Annotated in this window: 25 protein-coding genes and 1 pseudogene; 8 read left to right on the forward strand and 18 right to left on the reverse strand. The window is 70.0% G+C overall.

The annotated features are described in order from the left end of the window. Nucleotides 1-198: 198 nt before the first annotated feature. The 3 genes from SSOG_RS09955 to SSOG_RS09965 all read right to left on the reverse strand — a co-directional run bounded on the left by SSOG_RS09955 (nt 199) and on the right by SSOG_RS09965 (nt 5,295). On the reverse strand, nt 199-1,458 hold the full coding sequence (locus SSOG_RS09955) for a cytochrome P450 family protein (protein WP_009714086.1): 1,260 nt from the start codon (nt 1,456-1,458) through the stop codon (nt 199-201). Nucleotides 1,459-1,671: 213 nt separating this feature from the next. Further along, nucleotides 1,672-3,072 (reverse strand): amino acid permease, encoded by a 1,401-nt coding sequence (locus SSOG_RS09960; RefSeq protein WP_009714087.1) that lies wholly within the window; start codon nt 3,070-3,072, stop codon nt 1,672-1,674. Nucleotides 3,073-3,108: 36 nt separating this feature from the next. Continuing rightward, nucleotides 3,109-5,295, reverse strand: coding sequence for a phage holin family protein (locus SSOG_RS09965; RefSeq protein WP_078510280.1), 2,187 nt, complete (start codon nt 5,293-5,295; stop codon nt 3,109-3,111). Between the two features lie 175 nt (nt 5,296-5,470). Here SSOG_RS09965 and SSOG_RS09970 point away from each other — a divergent pair, with 175 nt between their 5' ends. Beyond that, a complete protein-coding gene (locus SSOG_RS09970) occupies nt 5,471-6,070 on the forward strand; it encodes a hypothetical protein (RefSeq protein ID WP_050799836.1) in 600 nt (199 codons plus the stop codon). Nucleotides 6,071-6,107: 37 nt separating this feature from the next. On the opposite strand, the gene SSOG_RS09975 is transcribed toward SSOG_RS09970, so the two are convergent. Both SSOG_RS09975 and SSOG_RS09980 read right to left on the reverse strand, forming a co-directional pair. Further along, a complete protein-coding gene (locus SSOG_RS09975) occupies nt 6,108-6,818 on the reverse strand; it encodes a maleylpyruvate isomerase family mycothiol-dependent enzyme (RefSeq protein WP_106516615.1) in 711 nt (236 codons plus the stop codon). A 41-nt stretch (nt 6,819-6,859) separates the two neighbouring features. Continuing rightward, nucleotides 6,860-8,017 carry a methyltransferase domain-containing protein gene (locus tag SSOG_RS09980; RefSeq protein ID WP_078510588.1) on the reverse strand — a complete coding sequence of 386 codons (1,158 nt, stop codon included), beginning with the start codon at nt 8,015-8,017 and terminating at the stop codon, nt 6,860-6,862. Between the two features lie 57 nt (nt 8,018-8,074). Here SSOG_RS09980 and SSOG_RS09985 point away from each other — a divergent pair, with 57 nt between their 5' ends. Together SSOG_RS09985 and SSOG_RS48280 are read left to right on the forward strand one after the other, a co-directional pair. Beyond that, on the forward strand, nt 8,075-8,593 hold the full coding sequence (locus SSOG_RS09985; RefSeq protein WP_009714092.1) for a hypothetical protein: 519 nt from the start codon (nt 8,075-8,077) through the stop codon (nt 8,591-8,593). After that, entirely contained in the window at nt 8,590-8,727 is a 138-nt protein-coding gene (locus SSOG_RS48280; protein WP_208867342.1) for a hypothetical protein, read from the forward strand. The genes SSOG_RS09985 and SSOG_RS48280 overlap by 4 nt, the downstream gene beginning before the upstream one ends. Before the next feature lie 56 nt (nt 8,728-8,783). Here SSOG_RS48280 and SSOG_RS09995 read toward each other — a convergent pair whose 3' ends face one another. From SSOG_RS09995 to SSOG_RS10005, 3 genes are all read right to left on the reverse strand, one after another. Continuing rightward, nucleotides 8,784-9,416 (reverse strand): DJ-1/PfpI family protein, encoded by a 633-nt coding sequence (locus tag SSOG_RS09995; RefSeq protein ID WP_009714093.1) that lies wholly within the window; start codon nt 9,414-9,416, stop codon nt 8,784-8,786. 35 nt (nt 9,417-9,451) lie between these two features. Next, nucleotides 9,452-10,399, reverse strand: a complete 948-nt coding sequence (locus tag SSOG_RS10000) for a GlxA family transcriptional regulator (RefSeq protein ID WP_039937073.1) — start codon at nt 10,397-10,399, stop codon at nt 9,452-9,454. Between the two features lie 91 nt (nt 10,400-10,490). Continuing rightward, nucleotides 10,491-10,874 carry a winged helix-turn-helix transcriptional regulator gene (locus SSOG_RS10005; protein WP_009714095.1) on the reverse strand — a complete coding sequence of 128 codons (384 nt, stop codon included), beginning with the start codon at nt 10,872-10,874 and terminating at the stop codon, nt 10,491-10,493. Between the two features lie 101 nt (nt 10,875-10,975). On the opposite strand from SSOG_RS10005, the gene SSOG_RS10010 reads away from it, so the two are divergent. Then, nucleotides 10,976-11,377 carry a RidA family protein gene (locus tag SSOG_RS10010; protein ID WP_009714096.1) on the forward strand — a complete coding sequence of 134 codons (402 nt, stop codon included), beginning with the start codon at nt 10,976-10,978 and terminating at the stop codon, nt 11,375-11,377. 14 nt (nt 11,378-11,391) lie between these two features. On the opposite strand, the gene SSOG_RS10015 is transcribed toward SSOG_RS10010, so the two are convergent. Both SSOG_RS10015 and SSOG_RS10020 read right to left on the reverse strand, forming a co-directional pair. Further along, nucleotides 11,392-11,895, reverse strand: a complete 504-nt coding sequence (locus SSOG_RS10015; protein ID WP_009714097.1) for a hypothetical protein — start codon at nt 11,893-11,895, stop codon at nt 11,392-11,394. Nucleotides 11,896-11,925: 30 nt separating this feature from the next. Next, nucleotides 11,926-12,462 carry a TetR/AcrR family transcriptional regulator gene (locus tag SSOG_RS10020; RefSeq protein ID WP_245606262.1) on the reverse strand — a complete coding sequence of 179 codons (537 nt, stop codon included), beginning with the start codon at nt 12,460-12,462 and terminating at the stop codon, nt 11,926-11,928. 212 nt (nt 12,463-12,674) lie between these two features. On the opposite strand from SSOG_RS10020, the gene SSOG_RS10025 reads away from it, so the two are divergent. Continuing rightward, nucleotides 12,675-13,094, forward strand: a complete 420-nt coding sequence (locus tag SSOG_RS10025; RefSeq protein ID WP_208867343.1) for a nuclear transport factor 2 family protein — start codon at nt 12,675-12,677, stop codon at nt 13,092-13,094. On the opposite strand, the gene SSOG_RS10030 is transcribed toward SSOG_RS10025, so the two are convergent. Next, nucleotides 13,091-13,504 carry an ATP-binding protein gene (locus SSOG_RS10030; protein ID WP_039937075.1) on the reverse strand — a complete coding sequence of 138 codons (414 nt, stop codon included), beginning with the start codon at nt 13,502-13,504 and terminating at the stop codon, nt 13,091-13,093. The genes SSOG_RS10025 and SSOG_RS10030 overlap by 4 nt on opposite strands. Nucleotides 13,505-13,623: 119 nt before the next feature. Between SSOG_RS10030 and SSOG_RS10035 the strand changes: the two genes are divergently transcribed. Further along, nucleotides 13,624-14,445: a helix-turn-helix domain-containing protein gene (locus SSOG_RS10035; RefSeq protein ID WP_039937077.1), complete on the forward strand. Its 822-nt coding sequence runs from the start codon at nt 13,624-13,626 to the stop codon at nt 14,443-14,445. Continuing rightward, nucleotides 14,442-14,684: a DUF397 domain-containing protein gene (locus SSOG_RS10040; protein ID WP_009714102.1), complete on the forward strand. Its 243-nt coding sequence runs from the start codon at nt 14,442-14,444 to the stop codon at nt 14,682-14,684. The genes SSOG_RS10035 and SSOG_RS10040 overlap by 4 nt, the downstream gene beginning before the upstream one ends. On the opposite strand, the gene SSOG_RS10045 is transcribed toward SSOG_RS10040, so the two are convergent. The 5 genes from SSOG_RS10045 to SSOG_RS55825 form a co-directional block, all read right to left on the reverse strand. Beyond that, nucleotides 14,668-15,867, reverse strand: coding sequence for a cytochrome P450 (locus tag SSOG_RS10045; protein WP_009714103.1), 1,200 nt, complete (start codon nt 15,865-15,867; stop codon nt 14,668-14,670). The genes SSOG_RS10040 and SSOG_RS10045 overlap by 17 nt on opposite strands. 86 nt (nt 15,868-15,953) lie before the next feature. Continuing rightward, nucleotides 15,954-16,412 carry a hypothetical protein gene (locus tag SSOG_RS10050; protein WP_009714104.1) on the reverse strand — a complete coding sequence of 153 codons (459 nt, stop codon included), beginning with the start codon at nt 16,410-16,412 and terminating at the stop codon, nt 15,954-15,956. 43 nt (nt 16,413-16,455) lie between these two features. Further along, entirely contained in the window at nt 16,456-16,668 is a 213-nt protein-coding gene (locus SSOG_RS10055) for a DUF3592 domain-containing protein (protein ID WP_039937078.1), read from the reverse strand. A 21-nt stretch (nt 16,669-16,689) separates the two neighbouring features. Beyond that, nucleotides 16,690-16,926 carry a hypothetical protein gene (locus SSOG_RS10060; protein ID WP_009714105.1) on the reverse strand — a complete coding sequence of 79 codons (237 nt, stop codon included), beginning with the start codon at nt 16,924-16,926 and terminating at the stop codon, nt 16,690-16,692. Between the two features lie 39 nt (nt 16,927-16,965). Next, nucleotides 16,966-17,286: a hypothetical protein gene (locus SSOG_RS55825; protein ID WP_245606264.1), complete on the reverse strand. Its 321-nt coding sequence runs from the start codon at nt 17,284-17,286 to the stop codon at nt 16,966-16,968. A 56-nt stretch (nt 17,287-17,342) separates the two neighbouring features. Between SSOG_RS55825 and SSOG_RS10070 the strand changes: the two are divergent. Next, nucleotides 17,343-18,389, forward strand: a pseudogene (locus SSOG_RS10070) (alpha/beta hydrolase); the annotation flags it as partial. Between the two features lie 88 nt (nt 18,390-18,477). Here SSOG_RS10070 and SSOG_RS10075 read toward each other — a convergent pair. Together SSOG_RS10075 and SSOG_RS10080 are read right to left on the reverse strand one after the other, a co-directional pair. After that, entirely contained in the window at nt 18,478-20,733 is a 2,256-nt protein-coding gene (locus tag SSOG_RS10075; RefSeq protein ID WP_009714107.1) for a family 2 encapsulin nanocompartment cargo protein terpene cyclase, read from the reverse strand. A gap of 140 nt (nt 20,734-20,873) precedes the next feature. Then, nucleotides 20,874-22,292: a family 2B encapsulin nanocompartment shell protein gene (locus tag SSOG_RS10080; protein ID WP_039937083.1), complete on the reverse strand. Its 1,419-nt coding sequence runs from the start codon at nt 22,290-22,292 to the stop codon at nt 20,874-20,876. Nucleotides 22,293-22,491: the final 199 nt, after the last annotated feature.

Below are 22,491 nucleotides of genomic sequence, written 5' to 3' on the forward strand. Positions count from 1 at the left end.
TATCGACAAGGCTCATCCCGGGCCCGAACCGGGATCGTTAACGAACCGCTGTATTCACGATTGTGAGTTAACATCAGTTCCAAGACGAAGCGACCGTAGCAGTCGCCGCGCTGAGGACGCAACCAAAACGTGACGGACCGTTTTATGGTCAACTCGCCCTATGCGAGGTATGCGAGGTGGACGTCTCGATGAGAAGATCTAGCGCCGCAGCAAGACGGGCAGTTGTTGATGTCCATTGGAGATGAAGGACTCCAGTGGACGAAGCTCGCCGGCCGGTGCCGCAAGGGCGAGATCGGGAAAGCGCTCGAAGAGGGCACGCAGGCCGATGCGCCCCTCCAGCCGGGCCAGCTCCGCGCCCAGGCAGAAGTGGGGGCCGTAGCCGAATGCCAGGTGTTCGCGGCGGGTCGCCCGGGTGAGGTCGAAGCGTCCGCGGTGTTCGCCGTGAGCCTGCGGATCGCGGTTCGCGGCGGCGTAGTTGATGACGATGGGGTCGCCCTCGCGGAACGTCAGCCCGGTCGCCGGGTCGTGGACGTCCTCGATCGGGAACCGCATGATGATGGAGGCGATCGGCGCCTGGTGGCGTAGCGTCTCCTCCACCGCGTCCCCCCATGAGGCCTGCCCGGAGCGCAGCAGGGCGAGCTGGTCGGGGTGGGTGAGGAGATTGACGATCGCGTGGTCGAGCAGGTTCACCGTGGTCTCGTGTCCCGCGCCGATCAACAGCAGCACACTGTCCGCCAACTCCTGCTCGCTGAGCCGGGAGTCGGTCTCGTCGTCGTGTGCGTCGATGAGCACGCTGGTCACATCGTCGCCGGGAGCCTTCCGCTTGATGGCCAGCAGCTCCGTCAACAGCCCGTACAACGCACGGGTGTTGGCCTCCGCCTCCTCCTCCGTCAGCCCGGTCGCGAAGACCCCGGCGATCCCGTCGCGGAAGGCGTTGTGCAGTTCGTCGGGGACGCCGAGAAGCGTGTTGACGACCATCAGCGGTAACAGCCAGGCGAACCGCGACCGCAGATCCACCGGCACCCCGGGTGCGGTGGTCCCGGTGGCATCCAGCTCGTCGAGCAGAGACTGGGTGATTCCCTCGATTCTCGGGGCGAGGGCCCGTACCCGGCCGGGCGTGAACGCGGCGCCGACCAGCCGGCGGAGCCGGACGTGCTCCGGGCCGTACGCGGTCAGCGCGTTACGGACGTCCATCCATATGCGGAGCTGCCACTTGGGCGGAATACGCTCGTCGATGTAGCTGTCGGGCCAGTGCCGGTGGGCGTCCTTGGAGATCCGGCGATCCGTGAGCAGCCGCTTGACCAGAGCCGGGTCGGTCACCGACCACGCCACCACCCCGCCGGGCAGCTCCACCGGGGTCGCCGGACCCCGGTCCCGCAGCCGGTCCGCTTCGGCGTGGATGTCACCCGCGGTGGGGTCGAGTCGGAAGGGGCAACCGGTGGTCAGCTCGGCACTCATGGTGAGGAATTTTCACCCCATTGAGCCGCATGAGAAAGAGGAAAAGCGGACCGAAACGAATAACATCCGCCCCCTCGACCTCATGCACCGCACGAGAAATACCGCGTTTCAAAGGGGAATTCGCGGCTCCTCATCACATATCCCCGGGGGATATGGAGGGGGCACAAAACTACCTGCACGGCGGCCCGTACGAAAATAAATGCGACCGCGGCATTACGGAATACGAGCCTCCGCGGCGGTGCCGTCCCCTGCGGCCGCTGTGCCGTCCCCGGCCGCCGCGCCGTCCGCCCCCTGGCTCTGGCTCTGGCGGCGGGCCGCGATCACCACGTACACGAGCACGCCGGCGAACAGGAACAGCACACCCTGGTACACCGCCGCGTACCCGGCCCCCGAGACCAGCCAGAAGGAGAAGCCGAAGCCCGCCAGCGCCAGCACCAGGTCCCAGACGAAGCGCCCGGTCCGGACCTCGTCGCGGCGCCCCGCCAGCAGGAAGTACAGCTGCGCGCCCGCCGCCAGCAGATACGGGACCGTCGCCGAGAAGGTGGTGATCAGGACGAGGGTCGCGAAGACGCCGTTCGACCCCGAGGTGTAGTTGACCACGGTGAGCAGCGACGCCAGGACCACCCCGACGAACACCCCGACCGTCGGCACCCCGCGCCGCCGCTTCGCGAACACGGCCGGGAAAAGCCCGTCCTTGGCGGCCGCGTACGGCGCCTGGGCGCTCATCAGGATCCAGCCGTTGAGCGCGCCGACGATGGACACCACGGCGGCCAGCGCGATCAGCGTCCCGCCCCAGGTTCCGCCGAACATCGCGTCGACCGCGTCCGAGAAGGGGGCGGTGGAGTTCACCAGGTCCTTGTGGGCGACGGTGCCGAACACCGACACCGTGCCGAGGAGGTAGACCACGGCCGCGCCGATCGTGCCGAGCACGCTCGCCCGCCCCACGTTCCGCTCCGGGTTCTCCATCTCGCCCGCGCTCATCGACGCCGACTCCACACCGAGGTAGCTGTAGAGCAGGATCGCGGCCGCCGCCGACATCCCGCCGACCGCGCTGCCGCCGCCCGCGTTGAAGGGGCCCATGTTGTCCGGGTCGAAGAAGAAGAGCCCGACGACCGCGACGAAGAGCAGGGGGATGAACTTCAGCACGGTCGAGACGAGTTGTACGGCACCGATCCAGCGCGTCCCCGCGAGGTTCGCCAGCGCGGGCAGCCACAGCGCGAGCAGCGCGATGGCCAGGTCCATGCCCTTGGAGGACGTGTGCCCGGGGGCCAGCACATGCACATAGCCGACCGCCGCCACCGCGAGCGCCGCGTTGCTGACCCAGGTCATCGTCCAGTACGACCACGCCGACAGGAAGCCCGCGAAGTCGCCGAAGGCGGCGCGGGCGTGGACGTACGGCCCGCCCGTACTCGGATCGCGCCGCGCCAGCCGCCCGAAGACGAGCGCGAGCGCGATGGCACCGACCGTCAGGACGACGAAGGCCAGCAGGCTGAGGGTGCCGTACGGGGCGACGGAGGCGGGGAGCAGGAAGATGCCGCCGCCGATGATGTTGCCCATGACGAGGGCGGTCGCCGTGGGCAGACCGAAGCGGCGCGTGTGGTGCTGGTCGAGCATGCGCATATCGTCATGGACGATGTACGGTGCACCAAATCACCGGGCTTTGTCCGGCAGGACGGGGTCGGCCGCCGGAAATGGTACGGCCATGGGGCTCGGAATCCGCGATTCCTGCGCCAGCCCCTGCGCACCGTCAGACAAGACGCCGTCGTCCGAAGCCCGCTCGTCCGTCTCCACGGAGACCTCCGGCACCTCCGGCCCGTCCGCCTCCCGCAGCCAGCGCCGCAGCACCGTGTGCACCCGCTCCGCGCCCACCAGCTCCTCCCCCGCCGCGACGGGCGCGGACAGCTGGACCGGCCACAGCAGAAAGGGATGGCCCTGCTCGCCGCCGAGCCCGCCGTGCGAGCCGATCTGCTCCTCGAAGGCGTGCACCTCGCCGGTCGCCGCGTCATAGGCGGAGTTGACCATGATGTCGGGAGTGTTCCGGAAGTGTGCGGTCCGCCGTACGGCCTCGGCGGCGCCCGGCCCGAAGAGCGCGAGCGGGCTCTCCTTGATCACCCGGTGGGTGTCGAGGTGGTGCTCGGCGCCATTCGCCCCCAGCACCACCGCGCCCTCGGTTTCGGAGCGTACGAGCAGGAAGCCGACACCGGGGTGGTTGGCGAGGGTGTGCAGCAGCGCGGGATGGCGCCGGTCGATGGCCTCGCGGCTCATCCGGCCGGGGACGTCGGGGAACGAGATCAGCCCCAGGTTCCCGGAGGCGAGCACCACCGGCCGGGCCTCCTCCTGGTCCGTATCGTCCTTCTCCGGCCGGTGCAGCGCCGCCCGCGCCGCCTCGCGCGCCTCGGCCCCGCTCGCCGTACGCCCGACCGCCTTCGGCACCGGCAGCCCGCACCCGGCGCGCACCAGGTCCTCCAGCGTCAGCCCGTACGCCCCCGCGAAGGTGGCGCCCGGGCTCTGGCCGTGGTCGGACAGCAGCACGATGCGGTAGTCGCGCGGCGCGCGCTCCGCGACCTTGGCGATCAGCGCGATCGACCGGTCGAGGCGGGCCAGCACCTGCTGGGCGTCGCGGCTGCGCGGGCCGGAGTGGTGCGCGACCTCGTCGTACGCCACCAGGTCGGCGTAGATCGCGGTGCGGCCCGACAGGATGTCCCCGCTCACCGCCGCCACCACCACGTCCCGCTCCACGACCGTGGCGAATGCCCGGATGAAGGGGTAGAGCCCGCCGCGCCCCACCCGCGGCGACTCCCGGCGCAGCTTGGCCCGCGTGGACTGGCAGATCTCCCGGCACACCTCGGCCACGAACGAGGCGGCGGTGCGGGTGGCGTTGGCCGGGTCGGAGAAGTACGCGAAGTAGCCGCTGCGGGAGCGGTTGCGTTTGCTGCGCCGCGCCGCGACCGACAGGACCAGCGCGAGTTCGTCGGCGCCCCCGGTGAACAGGTTCCCCCGGCTCGCGCCGTCCACCGTCAGCAGCCCGTCGTGCCCGGCGCGGGCGGCGGCGCGGCGCTGCAACACGGCCGCGCTCGTCGGCCGGTTGCTCACCATCACCTCCCCGCTCTTCTTCTCGTACCAGCGGAAGGCGGGCACGTCCTCGTTCGAACCGTGCAGGATGCCGAGCTGGCTGGCGCCGGTCTGGCTGGACCAGTCGGTGCGCCACGGCGTGACGGTGTGGGTGCCGCCCACCCACGCGGCCACGGTCTCCATGACCGGCGGCCTGTTGTCCCGCGGCCGCAGCGCGTCCCGCAGTACGGCGTGCCCCACCCCGTCGAGCTGGAGGAACACCGTCCCCGGCGGCCGCGCCCGGCCCCCGTCCCCGCCGCTGAGGCGCCGCTGACGGTCCGCGAGCCGCGCCAGCCGGCGCCGGTACGCCCCGTCGTCCCGTACGGTCAGAAAGGTGCTCGTCGCCGAGGACGCGGCCGACATCACCGCCGCCACCACGACCGCCGTCTCCGGCTCCACCGCGCCCCGCCCGTCGGGGACCACGCTGAGCGCGATCAGCAGCATCGACCCGTTCAGCACGAACACCAGCAGCCCCAGCACCAACGCGGGCATCAGCAGCAACGCCCGCACCAGCAGCGGCCACACCAGCGCGCTCAGCACACCGAACGCACCGGCACCGCTGGCGGCGGTGATCGCGATCCGCGTCGCGCTGTCGCCGTCAGCGGCCTGCAACCGGAAATCGGGCAGGATGCCCGCGAGCGCCAGCATCGTGAGCGTCGACACCGCCCACACGGCCGTCACCCGGAGCAGCGCTCCCCCCACGGTCTTCCATCGGGGCTTCTGCACGCAGTGGCCTCACTTCGGATTCCGGTCCGCGCTGGGCGCGCGGACCGATTCCCAGCGTTACACAGCGCGGGTGCGTCCCGGCGGGCACGAGGTGACGGGGAGTGAACCATTCCGCTTACGACATGGTGACGGTCGTGCCGCCCGGACGTCCTCCACGCATGGCAGAGTCATGAGCATGAAGACGTTATTGCCGGGTCGGTACAGACCCGTCACCGCTCTCCTCTTCGTCGCCTTCTCCCTGACCGCCTGCGGTGAGCAGCGCGTCGCGGCGTCCGATGCCCCGAGCGCTCCCCCGACGTCCAAGGCCAGTCCCAGCCCCAGTTCCTCCGGTGCTCCCGCTTATGTGGAACCCGGAGTCGTCGACGGCGCCCCGCACAACGGCGACAACAACGCCTACCGCCGCCCCGGTGAGATGTCCCCCGCCGGCGCCAGGGACGCGCGGAGGGAAGCCGACCGCATCGAGCCCGTGCTCAAGCGGCTGTGGAACCAGAAGAAGTGGGACCCCAAGACCGTGCGCACGGCGCTGCTCAAGCTCGGCTACGAGGAGGAGCGCTTCGGGCCGAAGGGAGAGCGGCTCGGCGGGACGCTCACCGTGACGGGAATGCCCTCGCGCTACGAGGCCGACCACTATGTCCACCCCGAGGGCGCCCGGGTGGGCCTTCGCGTCCATGACGACGCATGCGTCACGGCATTCCTACAGAAGACCAACTTCCAGGTCAGCACCAACGGGCCCTATATGGAGACCGGCTGCTTCGCACCGCCCTCCGGCCACTGAGACGGTGCGGGACGCCGCACCCCGCCCCATGACGACGTCACACGCGGTCCAGGCGCTGTGGCGGGTGGGGCGGCCACGGCCCGAGAGGGGGCAGTTCCTCCGTCGCCACCGGTGGGACCACGGGCGTACGTCCGGACAGCCAGGCCGCCAGGTCGCGCACGCGTCCGTCGACCACCGTGCCCGGCGGCCCCTCACCGGCGGCCCATTGGCGGCGCATGTCCTCGGCCCGGACCAGAGTGCCTGCCGGAAGGCGGCCGAGGAGGAAGTCGATGGCGTGTGCGGCCAGGTCCTCGGGCCAGTCGCCCGGCCCTACGCCGAGGTCCAGGTCGACCATGTGGATCCACGCCTCGCGCCAGCGTGCGAAGACCGTGGCGGCGATGTCCGCGTTGCGGAACGTGACCGGACGGCTCCAGTCCACCTCGTCGGCGCGTGCCCAGACCGCCTCCAGTCCGGCGGTGTGCGCGGCGAGTTCCGCGCGGTGCTCGGCGGCGCTCCGGCCCGCCGTGGCCTCGATGATCGCGTTGCGCTCGTCCATCCCGCCGTCGTAACCCGCGACGAGCTCACCACGCAGGGCATGCTCCGCGAGACGGGCGAACATCCGCGCGTTGTCCGTGAGATGCGCCAGGACATGCCCGCGTGACCAGCCCGGAAGGGCGGACGCCTCGGCGACCTGCTGGTCGTCGAGTCCGGCCACGACCCGTTCCAGGGACCGGTGGGCATCGATCACTGCTGCGACAGGAGGGTGCATACCGAAGATCATGAGCCGCTTGGCCGAACGCTGTCCATTGCCTACGCCACAGTGCTGTCCGGATCGTCCAGCCACACCCGATGCCCGTCCGGCGTCACGGTCAGCCCGAACCGGGTGTGGTCCGGCGCGCCCCGCGTCTGCCACCACCGGTACGCGCCCTCCACCTCGTCCCAGAGCCGACGCGGCCCCGCCTGCCAGACGCGCGCCTGCGTCTTCTCCTCGCGGAACACCACGCACGCCCAGGAGCGGTCGCCCAGCCCGTAGAACCACACCGGCCGCGCCCCGTCCTCCTTATCCGCCACCACCTGGACGCAACGCGGTACGCGGAGCCCCAGCACGAAGGGGAGGGCGCTGTACGGCCCGGTGACGAACTCCGCCTCGGTCAGGTCGGTGGTTGACGTATCGGCGCCGTCGGTCGGGTCGTACGCGCCGTGATCGGGGAGCGCCGGCCGCTGGGAGCGCAGCTTCATGAACTCCACGGGCCGGGTGAAGCGGCCGGTCGCCGTCCCCTGGTGCACCGTGAGCCGGGCGACGGCGTCGGCGTGGGTGAAGTGCGTGCCCCAGGGCGCGACGATGAGGCCGCCGGGGCGGGTCTGCTCGATCCACGCCCCGGGGATCGCCCGGACCCCCACGGTGGCCAGGACGCGGTCGTACGGTGCGCGGCCCGCGTGCCCCTCGGCTCCGTCGCCCACGACGACGGCCGGGTGCCACCCGGCGGCGCGCAGCCGCTCGCCCGCGTGCCGCGATACGGCGGGGTCCACCTCGACGGTGGTGACCCCGCCGCCGCGGCCACAGCGGTGCGCCAGGGCCGCCGCCGTCTCGCCCGTGCCGGTGCCGACGTCCAGCACCGTCATGCCGTCGTCCACCGTGAGGTCCTGGAGCAACGCGTAGACGACGGACGGCATGGAAGAGCTGCTGCTGGATACCCGTCCGGGTTCGGTGCCGGTGTGCTCGCCGTCGTCCCACTGCGTCACGATCGGCGCGTCACGGTCGGTGGCGGCATACCAGGCGCCGGGGTCCTCGGCCCTGTGGACGGCGGTGGCGTGGTGGGTGCGGGTGTCGAACGGCCACATGAGGTCGGGCAGGAAGTCGACCCGGTCCACGGCGGCGAAGGTGGGCGCCCAGTCCGCCGCCATCGCCCGCCCTTCCAGCAGCGCCCGCCCCAACGCCCGCCGCCCCGCGCGGGATTCCGATGTCATGGACGGCAGCATAGAAATGACAGCTGGAGCCGGACACGAACCACGGATAATGGGCGCATGTTCGACCACGAGATACTGCCGCCCGCCGTGGACACGGAGGCCCTGCTCGCCCTGTCCCGCGAACACCACGCCCGGACCGCGCGGGCCTGGGGCACCCGCGAGGTGGGGGGCCATCTGGTCAAGGTGTACTCCGTGCACGCGCCCGGGCGGGCCGTGACCGACCAGAACGTGGCCACCGCCCTCCGCCTCGCGGGCGGCCATCTCGAACTCGGCGCGACCCGTGGCTCGCTGGGCCTCGCCGTGCTCATCGTGCACGCGGGCGGCGACGGCGACTACGTCCTGATCCACAGCTGGATCGAGGGCTACATGTCCGACCTCGCCGTCTTCTCCGGCCCCGCCGACGCGCCCGACGAGCTGCGCCCCGGGCGCGTCGGGCTCGCCCCGTGCGTGTGGGAAGCAGCGGTCCTCGCCCATGAGCGCGAGGCGTTCTCGCGGCACCTCCTCGACGGCGACGGCGCCCTCGCGGACCGGCTCGCCGCATGGCAGGCCGACACCCTTGACGGCGGCGTCCGATGACCACGGCGCACGTCCGGCGGGCCCGCCCCGCCGACCTGCCGCGTGTCGCCCTGCTCGCCGCCGAGCACGCCGACCGGCTCCGCGCCCTCCTGTTCGGCACAACCGCCCCGCGCCTGCACTGCTTTGTGGCGTAGCGCGCCGACGGCGAGGTCGTGGGGTACGCCACCTGCGCCCCGGAGGTCTCCACGGCCTAGCCCGGCGCGCCGGCCTCCTGGCGCATCCGGGCGGTCAGCTCGGCCGGGGCCTTGTGCGGTGATCCGGAGTCGTAGGGCGGCTGGGGGTCGTACTGGAGCATCAGCTGGACGGTCTGCGCGGTGGCGTCCCCGGCGATCCGCCCGGCCAGGGCCAGGCCCATGTCGATCCCGGCCGAGACACCCGCCGCGGTGACGTACTTGCCGTCGAACACATAGCGCTCGTCCACGGCCTCCACCCCCAGGGCCCGGAGGTCGTCCATGGCGGTCCAGTGGGTGGTGGCGCGGCGGCCGGTGAGCAGTCCGGCCGAGCCGAGGATCAGCGAACCGGTGCACACCGACGTGGTCCAGGTCGTGGTGGCGTCCACGGCCCGCAGCCAGGCGAGCACTTCCGGGTTCTTCTGCTGCTCGGCCGGGAACGGACCGCCGGGCACCAGCACGACGTCCGGCCGCGCCACTTCCTCCAGCGTGGCTTCGGCCACCAGCTGGAGGCTGCCGCTGTCGTTGCGCACCGGGCCGCGGCGTTCGGCCACGAACACCGGCTGGGCGCCGGGCAGTCCGGCCAGGGTGTCGTACGGGCCGACGGCGTCGAGGGCCGTGAAGTGTTCGTAGAGCAGGATCGCGATCTGCACGATGGTGCCTCTCGATAGGAATGGTTGACGTGGGCTCAGGGATGGAAGCGGCGCCGGTACTCGGCGGGGGCGGTACCCAGGTCGCGGACGAAGGCGCGGCGCATGGCCTCCGGTGTGCCGTAGCCACAGGCGCGGGAGACCTCCGCGATGCCGCCGTCGGTGTCCTCCAGCAGCCGCCGCGCCACTTCGAGCCGTACCTGGTCCACGTACCGGCCGGGCGTGACGCCGATCTCGTCCCGGAAGGCGCGGGCGAAGTGGCGGGGTGACAGGTTCGCCCGCTCGGCCAGGGCGGATACGGACAGGTCGGCCTCGGGGTGTTCGGCGATGTACTGCTGGATGTCGCGCAGCGGACGGCGCTGTGCGCTCTGTGCCGCCAGCTGGACGCTGAACTGCCGCTGACCGCCGGGGCGGCGGAGGAAGACGACCAGGAAGCGGGCCACGGTGAGGGCGACATCGCGGCCCAGGTCCTCCTCCACGAGGGCGAGCGCGAGGTCGATGCCGCTGGTGACCCCGGCGGAGGTGGACACCGCTCCGTCACGGATGTAGATGGGCTCCGGGTCCACCTCCACGGCGGGGAACCGCTCGGCCAGCCCCTCCGACAGCGCCCAATGGGTCGTCACCCGGCGACCGTCCAGCAGCCCGGCCGCGGCCAGCGCGTAGGCCCCGGTGCACACCGACACCAGACGCCGCGCCGCCGGGGCGTTCTCGCGCAGCCACGCCACAACCCCCGGATCCATCGCGCGGGTGCCCTCACCGCCCGGCACGATCAGGGTGTGCGGAGCGGGCGCGTCCGGCAGCGCGAGGTCCGGAGTGACCGACAGCCCGCTGGAGGTGCGCACCGGTGAGCCGTCCAGGCTGCCGGTCCTGATGTCGTACGCGCCGGGGACCGTCCCCGCCGCACCGGCGAAGACCTCCAACGGTCCGGTGAAGTCCAGGCTCAGTACGCCGTCGAAGAGGACGATGAGCACGGTGCGCGCTTCCATGGCGTCCATGCTGGCCGCTGGAGATGATGGCAGCAATGACGCGTTTCCCACCTTTCCTGCCAACGGCGGCCGGATGCACCGGTTCCCGACGTCAGGCGTCGAAGCGGTGGCGCGCGCCCTCGATGTGGCCGAGGTACCGGTGGGTCCAGTCGCACATGGTGTCGACCGTGGCACGCAGCCCCCGGCCCGGCTCGGTGAGGGTGTACTCGACCCTCGGCGGCACCGTGGGGTGCACCTTCCGGTCGACCAGGCCGTTGCGCTCCAGCATGCGCAGGTTCTGGGTGAGCATCTTGTGGCTCACGCCCTCGACCTCCCTCCGCAGCTCGCTGAAGCGCAGGGTGCGCTCGCCGAGCGCCTCGATGATCAGGAGCGCCCACTTGTTGGCGACGTCGGAGAAGATCTCCCGCGCCAGCGAGTCCGCGCGCCGCAGGTCCGCGTCCTCGGGCAGGCCCTTGAGTTCCTGCTTGGTCACCATCAGGTTCCCCTGTCACCAAAAAGTGCGTTCTTCCAGGTCGGCCCTCACTCTCTTACGGTTTCCGAGTAACCGCAAGAGAGCGACCCAGAAGGGCGAAAACCATGGCCACCAACGATGTCTTCAACCACAACGTGCCCGCCGAGAGCGACTTCGGCTACTCACAGGCGATCAAGTCCGGCGATCTGATCCACGTCTCCGGACAGCTCTCGCTGGACGAGGCGGGCGACTTCCGCCACCCGGACGACTTCGCCGCCCAGCTCCAGCAGACGTACGTCAACGTGGACAAGGTCCTGGCCCACTACGGCGTCACCCGCGGCCAGGTCGTCTCGCAGACCCTGTACGTGGTGAACCTGCGGCAGCACGCGGATGCGGTGGCGGAGGGCAACCGCGCCTACTTCGGCGACCACCGCCCGGTCAGCACGGTCCTCGGCGTCACCGAACTGACCTTCCCCGGCCAGGTCATCGAGATCAGCCTCATCGCCGACACGAAGCTGAACGCCTGAGCCCAGTCCGGTCCTCAGTCGATCGATCCCCAGGCCCGGTACGGCCGCCGTTGCGGCTCGGGGGTGTTCTGGACCACGGCAGGTCCGTGCCGCCTGCGGGAGCGGTGTTTGAGAAGACCGACCAGGCCCGCTATGCCCCCTGCGGCGAACGGCAGGGAGAACATGCCCGCCAGTACCAACATGCCAATGGCGTTCGCCTTCTTCCCGTCCTGGAGTGCGCCGATACCGGCAACGATGAAGATCACGATGATCACGAGCGGAGGCAGGAGCCATGGCCACGGATTGGGCTCAGGGGTCTCCCGGAAAGCCGCGTACCAGTAGCGGGCGCACCACCAGGCGACCGCGAGGACCGAAAGTGCAGCTGCGGCGAAGCCGATCATAGGCAGCGGGCTGTCGGTGGTGTTCACGGCCACGATGGAAAGCGTCACCCCCATCAGGGCCATGAAGGGCGTCAGCATCCCTCCCACAATGAGGCGGTGACGACGGGAGCCGCTGAGTGCGTTGGGCGGAATGAACATGATCAAGCATCCTACGGAAGGCGGGGCTGATCACGGACCCTGCCGACGCGCGTTCCGGAGCGGCGCGAGGCCGTCGAAGACGATGGCGAGCATCCGGTCTCGTACCTCCTCATCAAGGTGGGCGGGTGCGGAGGCTCGCGATGTGGCAACGAGCAAGGCGTACACCTCGGGCAGTTCGACATCACCCCGAACGGCGCCGTCGCGTTGGGCATGCTGGAGCAGAAGACCGACGGCTCGGCGCAGCCCGTCCGATGCCCGAGCGGCGTCGCCGCCGTTGCCGCCACCGGCCTCGTACAGGGCCTCGCCTATGGCGATTTTCCCAGGCGCGTCGGCGACCAGGTGGCTGAAGAAGCCGAAGAACGCCGCACCCGGGTCCGCGGCATGAAAGAGCGATTCGGCCTGCTCGCGCAGGCGATCGAACCGCTGCACAAGAACGGCCTCCAACAGCGCCGCCTTCGTGGGGAAGTGGCGGAAGACCGTGGCGATGCCGACGTTGGCCAGACGGGCCACCTCCTCGGTGGACGCCAACTGACCGCCCCTGCCGAAGACCTCTTCGGCGACGCTCAAGATCCGCTCGCGGTTGGTTCGCGCGTCAGCGCGTTGCGGCCGCCTGCCATCCGTCCCTCGGTCACCTGGAGTGCTCATCGCGCTTCCCACCCGTATATCGCTATCCGAAGTGGCGACTCCGTATAATCGGAGTCGCCACTTCGGATCGTACAGACGACAGGAGAGCGCCATGTCCCAAGTCCTCAGCCCGCAAGAGGGTGTTCCTCGCGCTCGTGGACGGTGTCGCGGAGGGCCGCTGGAACGAACTGCCCGATCTGTACGCGGAGCGGACCCACGTGGTGCACCCGTTCGACCCGCTTCGCACCGCCGCGCTCCGCACCCGCGACGAACTGCGCGAACACTTCAGACCGACCGGCCCAGGCCCGCAGTTGCACCGCCGGGCAACCAACATCACGATCCACGAGACGACCGACCCCGAGGTCATCGTCGCCGAGTTCGAGTACCAGGGCACGGTCGTGGAGACCGGAGAACCCTTCGCGCTGCCCGGCATCTTCGTGCTGCGGGTGCGCGACGGCCAGATCATCAGCTCTCGCGACTACTTCGACCACGTCACCGCCGCCAGAGTTCGCGGGCAGTTCGACACACTCGTCGCAGCCGTGCGGGCGAGCGATATCCCCAGTCAGCAGACCTAGAGACGGACGCGGGCCCAGACGGTCTTTCCGACGATGCGCTCCCGCACGCCCCACGCCTCGGCGAACGCCTCCACGATCGCCAGCCCGCGCCCGCGCTCGGCGTCCGGCGACGCGTCGCCGAGCCGCGGTAGCCCCTCGCGGGGGTCGGAGACCTCGATGCCGACCAACTTTTCTGCGTCGTATGCGATACGCACCTCGTAGTACCTCCCGGGTACGCGGCCATGCCGTACCGCGTTGGTCGCCAGCTCCGAGAGCACGAGCAGCACCGCCTGGGCGGAGCCCGGGGCCACGCCCCACCCGTGCAGCGCGGCCTCGGCGGCGTGGCGAGCGCGGTGGACGGATGGGGGTACGGGTGTAAACCTCTGCTTCCAGCCATGGCGAGGATTTACGTCGTGACTTTGTGCATTCATACCCCCACTGTCGGTGCAGGTGGCTAGCGTCACCAGTAACAGAACGTCGACTGCGGCGGCCGACAACTCTGGTCGAACGGACGTTGATTGGCGTTGAGCCGCGTTGAGGGGTGGTTGGGATGCCACAGGCCAAGAAGAAGGACGCTGCACCGCCGACCGTGCAGTACTTCGCCGCTGTGCTGCGGATTCTGCGCGAGCACGCGGGGTTGACGCAGGATGAGCTGGGCAAGCTGATGAACTACACCGGCTCGGCCGTGAGCGCGGTGGAGACGTGTGCGAAGCCGCCGACGGACGAGTTCATCGAAGCGGCCGAGAAGGCGCTGGACGCGAGCGGGTTGCTGAGGGCGGCCATCGGGTTCCTGCGGCTGGACCGGTACCCGGTGCACTTCCAGGGCTTCGTACAGCTGGAGCAGGAGGCGGTCAGCGTGTCGTCGTACTGCACGCAGCTGATCGACGGTCTGTTGCAGACCAAGGAGTACGCCCGCGAGGTTCTGGTGCATGCCTTTCCGCCGCTTGAGGAACAAGAGATCGCCGATCTGACCGAGGCTCGGATGGATCGCAAGGCGCTCCTTGACCGAAAGCCAGGAGCCGTGGTCAGCGTCATCCTGGAGGAAGCAGCGCTGCGGCGGCAGATCGGCGGACCCGAGGTCATGCGCGCCCAGTATGCGTACCTCATCGAGTGCGCCGCACGTCCCAACATCGTCATCCAGGTGATGCCGATGAGTCGCGCAGGGCACGCGGGACTGCAAGGACCGATGACGTTAATCGAGACGCATGACGACACGCCCATGGCCTACATGGAGAGCAACGGGAAGAGCATGCTGTTGTCCAAGCCGGACGAGGTGGGTGTTCTCGCCCGGCGCTATGCCATGATCAGGTCCCAGGCTCTCGGGCCGGACGAATCCGTATGCTTCATCGAGCAGTTGATGGGTGAGCTATGAGCAGACTCGTGTGGTTCAAGAGCAGCTACAGCGACTCCGGCGGCGGCGACTGCGTCGAGGTCGCCCTCGACTGGCACAAGTCCAGCTACAGCGACTCCAGCGGCGGCCAATGCGTCGAGGTCGCCCGGACCCCCGTCACCGTCCACGTCCGGGACTCCAAGGTCCCCGACGGGCCGAACCTTCAGATACCCGCCCACGCCTGGTCGACATTCCTGACGACCCTCACGCCTCCCAGGTAACCGGCAACCTCCGCACGCCGCGCGTGGACACGCCCACCTTCCACTCCACGTCCCGCTCGGCGTCGGCGAGCCGCAGTCCCGGCAGGCGTTCCAGCAGCGTCCGCAGAGCGATCTGGAGTTCCATGCGGGCCAGTGGAGCGCCCAGGCAGTGGTGGGGGCCGTGGCCGAAGCCGAGGTGGGTGGCCTCGCGGCGGCGCAGGTCGAGGTGGTCGGAGTCGGTGAAGACGCCTTCGTCGCGGTTGGCCGAGTTGATGGCGACGACGACCGGCTCACCGGCCCGTACGGTCACCCCGCCCAGCTCGATGTCTTCGAGCGCGTACCGGGGCTGCATGCTGCCGGAGCCGAGCGGGGTGAAGCGCAGTAGCTCCTCGACCGCCTGCGGGACGAGGGAGAGGTCCGCGCGCAGGGCGGCGAGGTGGTCGGGCTGGGTGAGCAGGACGTAGAAGAAGTTCCCGAGCTGCGTGGCGGTGGTCTCGTGACCGGCGATGAGGATCGCCTCGGACAGCGAGAGCAGTTCGTCCTCGGACAGCCGGTCGTCATTCTCCCGCGCGGCGACGAGGGAGCTGAGCAGATCGTCCTGCGGGGCGGTGCGCCGCTGTTCGGCGAGACCGGCCATGTAGTCGCGCAGCAGGGCCCGGTAGCCCTTGATCTCCTCCAGCGTGTACTTCGTCGTGGAGAGGAACGCCTCGGACCACAGGCGGAAGTCGGCCCGGTCCTCGAACGGCACGCCCAGCAGCTCGCAGATGACCGTGATCGGCAGCGGCAGGGCGAAGTCCTCGACGAGGTCGGCAGAGGCCCCCTCCGCCCGTATCGCGTCGACCAGGTCGTCGGAGAGCTGCTGTACGCGCGGCCGCAGCCGGTCGATCTGGCGCACGGTGAACGCCTTCGTCACCAGGCGGCGCAACCGGCTGTGCTCCGGCGGGTCGAACGTGCTGATCGTTCCAGGGCCGGGCGCGTACGGCCGTACGCGCGGGGAGTCGCGGCCGACGGAGGCCGCCCGGCTGAACCGGGGGTCGCCGAGGACGAGCCGGGCGTCCTCGTAGCGCGTGGCCAGCCACCCCGGTTCGCCGTACGGGAGTTGGACCCACGCGAGCGGCTCCTCGTGGCGCAACTGGGCGTACAGCGGGGCCAGGTTCAGCTTCTCGGCCTGGAAGGGATACGTCAGAGGCTGGGCGGACGTCATGCATCCTCCTCGGCAGCCGTGTGGGGGGAGGTCGGCCACCTCGGTTCGCATTGTCCACGCCGAAGATCAGGGAGATCATTAGAGATTCACCGCCTGATCCGGGCGCGACCGCTCTCCAGCTCCTCGCGGGCCACCTCCACGAACGCCTCGCGCCGCTCCCGCTTGACCGGCGACCGCCCCCGCTCGCTGCGCATCAGCGCGTGCAGCTCCTTGGTGTAGTCGTGGGCGGCCTGGGCGGCATCGGTGGAACACACCAGCTCGACGGCCTTCGTCGCCAGCCACAAATCATGCAGCTTCACATCCTCGGGGTCGTCGAGGGTCGGCATACCGAGCTTTCGGCGGTCCAGGACCAACTCGACCCGCTGCACCGCCTTTAAGAACCCCGATATGGCCTCCTTGCGCTCCGACCGCGCCACGTCCGCGCGGTGCCGATGGTCGCGCTGCACCTCGACGCGGTTCGCCAGGTGCTGCCCTACGAGGGTCCCCGCCGTCCCCAGCAGAACGCCGATCAGGGCGAGAACCGTGCTGTCCGTAACTCCGTCCACGGCATCTAGCTTTGATCACGACCCCGACGGTCCGCCAGACCGCTCAGCGCAGCAGCGAGAACAGCGCCCAGAAGAAGAGCCCCAGCCCGGCTGACGCGAAGACCGCCCCCATCGCGGTGAAGATCCACAAGATGTTGTTGCTCTCCGCCGGGAGCGTCCAGCTGGAGGGATCCGCCGGGTCGTAGCGGACCTCGACCTCGGTGCCGATGGCAAAGGTCTGCTCACGGGGGCGGGCCGTGTTGAACCTGGTCTCCATGGGCTGGTCGTCGGCTGTGGTCTAGGAGATGACCGGGTAGTACGCGGTGGTCCCGTAGCTCCGGATGGTGACCCCACCTTCCGATCCGTGTCCCTTCAGCTGGGTCGGCTCAAGGTCGGTCACCACACCCTCCGCACTCGCGCCCGTCCTGAGCAGAGTGCGACGCTCATGGATTTGGCGGTACATCACTATGCCGATGAAGGTTCCGGCCAGGGTGAGGGCCAGCGAGAAGATCCAAAGAGCGAGGGAATCGGACATGAAACCTGTTTCAATCGGCAGCGGCAAACAGCAGCGACCCTACCTGCGGCACTCCTCCGCGTCGTCCTCCGCAAGCAACGCGTGCACCCGTTGCAGCACGTCGATATGGGCCTCGTTGCAGAACTCGACCAATGCGTGCGCGAGAACCGACTGGGCGACCGCCCCTTCCCGGCGGGAGGACGCTTCCAGATCGCGCAGGATCGGGTGGTCCTGCTGCTGTTGGCGGACCACGGGCACGAGGCGTTCCGCCACCAGGAAGGACCGCTGCGCCTCCGGCAGGCCGTCGGCGGGTGTCTTCAAGTCCACCGGCAGGTCGATCGCGGCCCGGTTGTCCAGGATCTCCGCCAGTTCCTGTCGCATCCGCTGCTGGCGTTCGATGCTCGCCGCGAGTTCCGCGTCCAGGGCGCGCAGGATCTGCTCCGCCCTACGCGGCCGACGACGCGGCGGTCACCGAACGGGCGAAGGTCGCCGAGCAGGTGGCCCAGCAGTGCGCGCGCCATGACCGCGACGGTCTGCTGCGCCACGTGACCACGGCGAACACCGCCCGCGACCTGGACCGTATCCGGGCCGCGCTCGGCGAGGAGAAGACCAGCTACCTGGGCTACTCCTACGGCACGGCGCTGGGCGCCGCCTACGCGTCGATGTTCCCCGAGCGCTCCGACCGGATCGTGCTCGACAGCAACATCGGTGACACCCACCTCGACCGCGACGGCCTGCGCCGCTACGCCCTCGGGATGGAGCAGTCGTTCCCCGACTTCGCGACGTGGGCGGCCGCACGGCACGACAGCTACGGCCTGGGCCGCACTCCCGCGCAGGTCCGCAGGACCTTCTTCACCCTCGCCGAGCGACTCGACAAGGCTCCGGTGGGGGGCTTCGACGGCAGCCTGTTGCGGCAGTACACCTTCGGCAATCTGTTCAAGAGGACGCAGTACCCCAAGCTGGCTCAGCAGTGGCAGGCGCTGGCTGGTGGCAACGGCACGGCGGCCCGCCGCCCGCTGTCGCAGAACGCCACCGCAGACGAGGTGCCGGCCTCATTCGACAACTCCCTGTCGGTGTTCCTCGCCGTGACCTGCAACGACATCAAGTGGCCCACGAACGTCGACACTTATCGGCGCGGCGTCGCCGAGGACCGCGGGCGCTACCCGCTGTTCGGCGCCGCCACCGCCAACGTCACGCCCTGCGCCTTCTGGCCGTACGCCCCGGCCGAACCGCCGGTCGCGGTCAACGACGACGGACCGCGGAACGTGCTGCTCGTACAGAACCTGCGCGACCCGGCGACACCGCATGACGGCGGGAAGATGCTGCGCCAGAAGTTCGCGGCCCGATCCCGGCTGCTCAGTGTCGACGACGGCGGCCACGGCGCCTACGTCCTCGGCGACAACTCCTGCGCGCTGAACACCACCACGCGCTACCTGGTCGAGGGCACGATGCCCGCGAAGGACACGCTCTGCCCCGCAGTCTGACCCCCGGCCCGGCCGACCGGCAGCGGTACCCGGCCAACGCCGACTCGGTCGGACCCTACTCCGTGCCGAGAATGCGCAGTCCGAGGCGTCACCGCCGTCCCGTGAGCCGGGGGAGGTGGGCGGCCGAGGTTCCCAGGCCGGTGGGGATGTCGAGGCGGCGGTGGGGGCGGCCGGGGAGGTCGCGGCGCAGGTCGTCCTCCTTGTAGCGGCGGCAGCCCTGGTGCCAGGTGAGGATGCCCGACAGCCAGTTCTCCAGCTCGCGCACGTAGCCGTCCAGGATGCGGCGGGCGTCCGATCCCAGCTTGAAGTCGTCGTAGACGACGGGGAGTTCGTGCCGCGCGACGTGCTGGAACTGGCGCATCCGGGAGGTCATCAGGTCGTGGACGATGCCGAGGGCGGTCGGGTAATCGCAGTTGAAGAAGTTCTGGACGACCAGGACACCGTTGTGCACCTCGCCTTCGTACTCGATCTCCTTCTGGTAGGAGAAGACGTCGTTGAGGAGGCAGGCGTAGTCGGCGGCGGCGTTCTCCAGGGAGCGCAACGGGCCGCTGCGGTAGATCTCGGGTGGGACCTGCTGCCCGTGGGCCAGTCGGCACAGGCTCATGGTGAGGTCCGAGCCGAAGGTCATCCGGCGCATCTCGATGTAGTCGACGGGGTCGGGGATGCGGTGGTGGGCCTGGTTGGCCAGTTCCCACAGCCAGCTGGAGGTCATGTCCTCGATGGCCGTGCGGAAGGTACGGCGGGCCTGCGGGGTCATCGGGCCGGCGGTGCGGGTCCAGAGATCGGCCAAGCCGCGCTCCAGCGCGTTGGCGGGGGCGGGCGGCGCGGAGCCGTCCACCGGCATGAAGGACGAGAGCCGCTGGTTGGCGGCCTTCGCCCCGGCCAGGTCCCGGGTGCGGCCGAAGACGACGGGGAAGTAGTCGTCCCCGTACGTGCCCCAGGTCAGCCAGCCGGAGGTGATGTCGAGCTGATCGGGGGTGGCGTCGGGGTGGATGCCGGCCGCGCACAGGGGGAAGTCGAAACCGGCGAGCTTGCGCGCGGTCCAGATGTGCGAGCCGGGGATGCCGGGCTGGGCTTCGAGCATGCCCATGCGGCGCCCCCACTCGACCGCGTTCCGCCGGGCGCCGTCCAGGTGCGGGCTGAGCCGGGTGGTGAACGGCATGAAGAAATCGGGCAGTTGCGAGGGCCCCACGCGCTGATGCGGGACGTGGGTGAAGCTCCGCAGCCGGCCGGACTCGGCCCGGCGGGTGGTCGTCAGCCCGATCCGCGCCGCCGAGGTGCCCAGCCCGGTCGGCCCGCTCAGCAGGAGCGAGAACCCGCCGAGTCCCGACGGGGCCGGACTCCCCTCCGACCCGCTCCCGTTCATGTAGCGGCTGGACCGCATGTGCCACTCGTGGCCGCCCGACTGCCAGTCCTGTAGCCCCTTGACGTAGGCGAGGACGGCCGCGCACTGGTCCGGGCTCAGGCCGGTCTCGGCGAACAGCGGCGGGAGTTCGGTGAAGACGGTGTTCTCGAACTGCTGGAGGCGGGAGGTGAGCAGGTCGTTGACGGCGTCGGCGGCCTCCTGGGTGGCGCAGCCGAGGAAGGTCTCCAGGACCAGCACGCCGTTGCTGTTCTCTCCCTCCTCCTCGACCTCGCGCTGGTACGAGAAGAGGTCGTTCCGCAGGTGCACGGCGTCGGAGAAGCTGTCCCGCAGCACCTGCAACGGGCGTGACGCGGCGACCGGCGCGGGCACCTCGGCCCCGATCGCGTACTCCACGAGCCCCGCCGACCAGGGGGCACCGCCGACCTTGCGGCGCATCTCGATGTACTCGACGGGGTTGGGAATGCGGTGGGCGTTGATGTTCGACAGCTCCCACAACGACTCGTTGAGGAGGTTCTCGGTACTCTCCGCGAACCGTGCCCGCCAGCCCGCCGACATGCTCGGCACCGTACGGGTCCACAGGTCGGCCAGACCGGCCTCGACCGGGTTCACCGGCTCGGGGACGGCCGTGGCCGGGTCGGTCGGCATGAAGAGCGGCAGCCGGTCCAGGTACGCCTTGGCGCCCTCCCGGTCGTTCGTGTACTTGAATTCCTCGAGGAAGTGGTCGTCGAAGAAGAAGACCCACACGTACCAGTCGGTCACCAGGGAAAGGGCCGGGCCGGACGCGTCGGGGTGGGTGTAGGCGCACAGCAGGGCGTAGTCGTGCGCGTCGAGGTCCCGCTCCTCCCAGACCCCCGAGCCTTCGAGCATGCCCATCTCACGGGCCCACCGCTTCGAGTGCCGCCGCGCCTCCTCCAGATGAGGGCTCAGGCGCGCCGGATGCGGCATGTAGAAGTCCGGCAGTTCAAAAGGCTGTGTCACGGGTGCCCGGCCCTTTCCTGAATGCGAAGCGTGCGTTTCAGCCGTGTCCGGCGGATCACGCCGGGGCGGGGTGCTGGGCGCGCCCCGCCGCGTTCGCCGGCTGCCCTTCGGGGCGCGCATCCTGATCCGCCTGGCACTCTCTAGTTCCCGTAGTGGCCGATCTCGACGTCTTCGAGGATGCCGAGCGCGTCCGGGACGAGAACCGCCGCGGAGTAGTAGGTACTGACCAGGTAGGAGATGATCGCCTTCTCGTCGATGCCCATGAAGCGGGCGTTGAGGCCGGGCTCGATCTCGTCGGGGATGCCGGTCTGGTGAAGGCCGACGACGCCCTGGTCCTCCTCGCCCGTTCGCATGGCCAGGATGGAGCTGGTGCCGGCGGAGCTGACCGGGATCTTGTTGCAGGGCAGGATCGGGATGCCGCGCCAGGCCGGCACCTGGTGGCCCTCCAGCTCCCCGCCCTGCGGGTAGAGCCCGCGCTTGTTGCACTCCCGGCCGAAGGCCGCGATCGCCTTCGGGTGGGCAAGCAGGAACTGGGTCTTGCGGCGCCGCGAAATCAGCTCGTCGAGGTCGTCGGGAGTGGGCGGGCCACTGTGCGTACGGATGCGCTGCTTCAGGTCGGCGTTGTGGAGGAGACCGAAGTCACGGCTGTTGACGAGCTCGTGTTCCTGGCGCTCGCGCAGTGCCTCGACCGTGAGACGGAGCTGCTGCTCCACCTGGTTCATGGGGTCGTTGTAGAGGTCGGCGACGCGGCTGTGCACGCGGAGCACGGTCTGGGCAACGCTCAGCTCGTACTCGCGGGGGCTGAGCTCGTAGTCGACGAAGGTGCCGGGCAGGGTCCACTCGCCCTCGTGTCCGGAGGCCAGGTCGATGGCGGCCTCCCCCTGCTTGTTCTGCGGCGGGCGAGCGGCGGAGCCGAGCGCCTCCAGGTGCGTGCGCAGTCCTTCCGAGCGGCCCTGGATCTCCTCGAACGCCGCCCGGGACAGGCTCAGGACGGTGCACGTCGTCACCGCGCGCACCGTGACCTCCCACTCGCCGGCCGAGCCGGTCAGCAGCCCCTCGCCGACGTAGTCCCCGTCCGCGAGCACACCGAGGACGGTCGGATCGCCGTACTTGCCGGTGCCCAGCTTGTTGCTCTTGCCGTGCGCGATGAGAACGACCTCGTCGGCCGGGCTGCCCGCCTCCACGATGGTCTCGCCGGCGGCCACCTCCCGCTGCTCGAACCGCTCCGCCAGCGCGCCCAGAACCTCCTCGTCCGCGAAGTCGCGCAGCGGCGGCAGCTCACGCAGCTCGGCGGGGATGACCCGGACGTCCGTGCCGGTGGCGACGAACTCGACCCGGCCGTCGCCGAGGGTGTGGGTGAGCCGGCGGTTCACCCGGTACGCCCCTCCGGAGACCTGCACCCACGGCAGCAGGCGCAGCAGCCACCGCGAGGAGAGGCCCTGCATCTGCGGAGGGGTCTTCGTCGTACTCGCCAGGTTCCGCGCGGCAGCCGTGGCCAGGCTCTGCTGCGGCTGCCGGCCGTCCTGGTCGGCAGGGGGCGGGTCGAACGGCAAAGACATGAAGGCGCCATCCATCCATGAGAGCGGGAGAAGGAACGACAGATCGCAACTGTCGGGGCGCAAGAAAATGATCTTCGCCCGCACTGGACCCTAACATTCCGCTTTCTGCGGGCAACTAGGTGCGCTGGATGAGAAGTTCCCGGTCGAAGCGTGCCGATTCGGGCCCGTACCAGGCCGGTTGCCACAGCCCTGTCGGCGG

This window comes from Streptomyces himastatinicus ATCC 53653 (assembly GCF_000158915.1).
Taxonomy (GTDB): Bacteria; Actinomycetota; Actinomycetes; order Streptomycetales; family Streptomycetaceae; genus Streptomyces; species Streptomyces himastatinicus.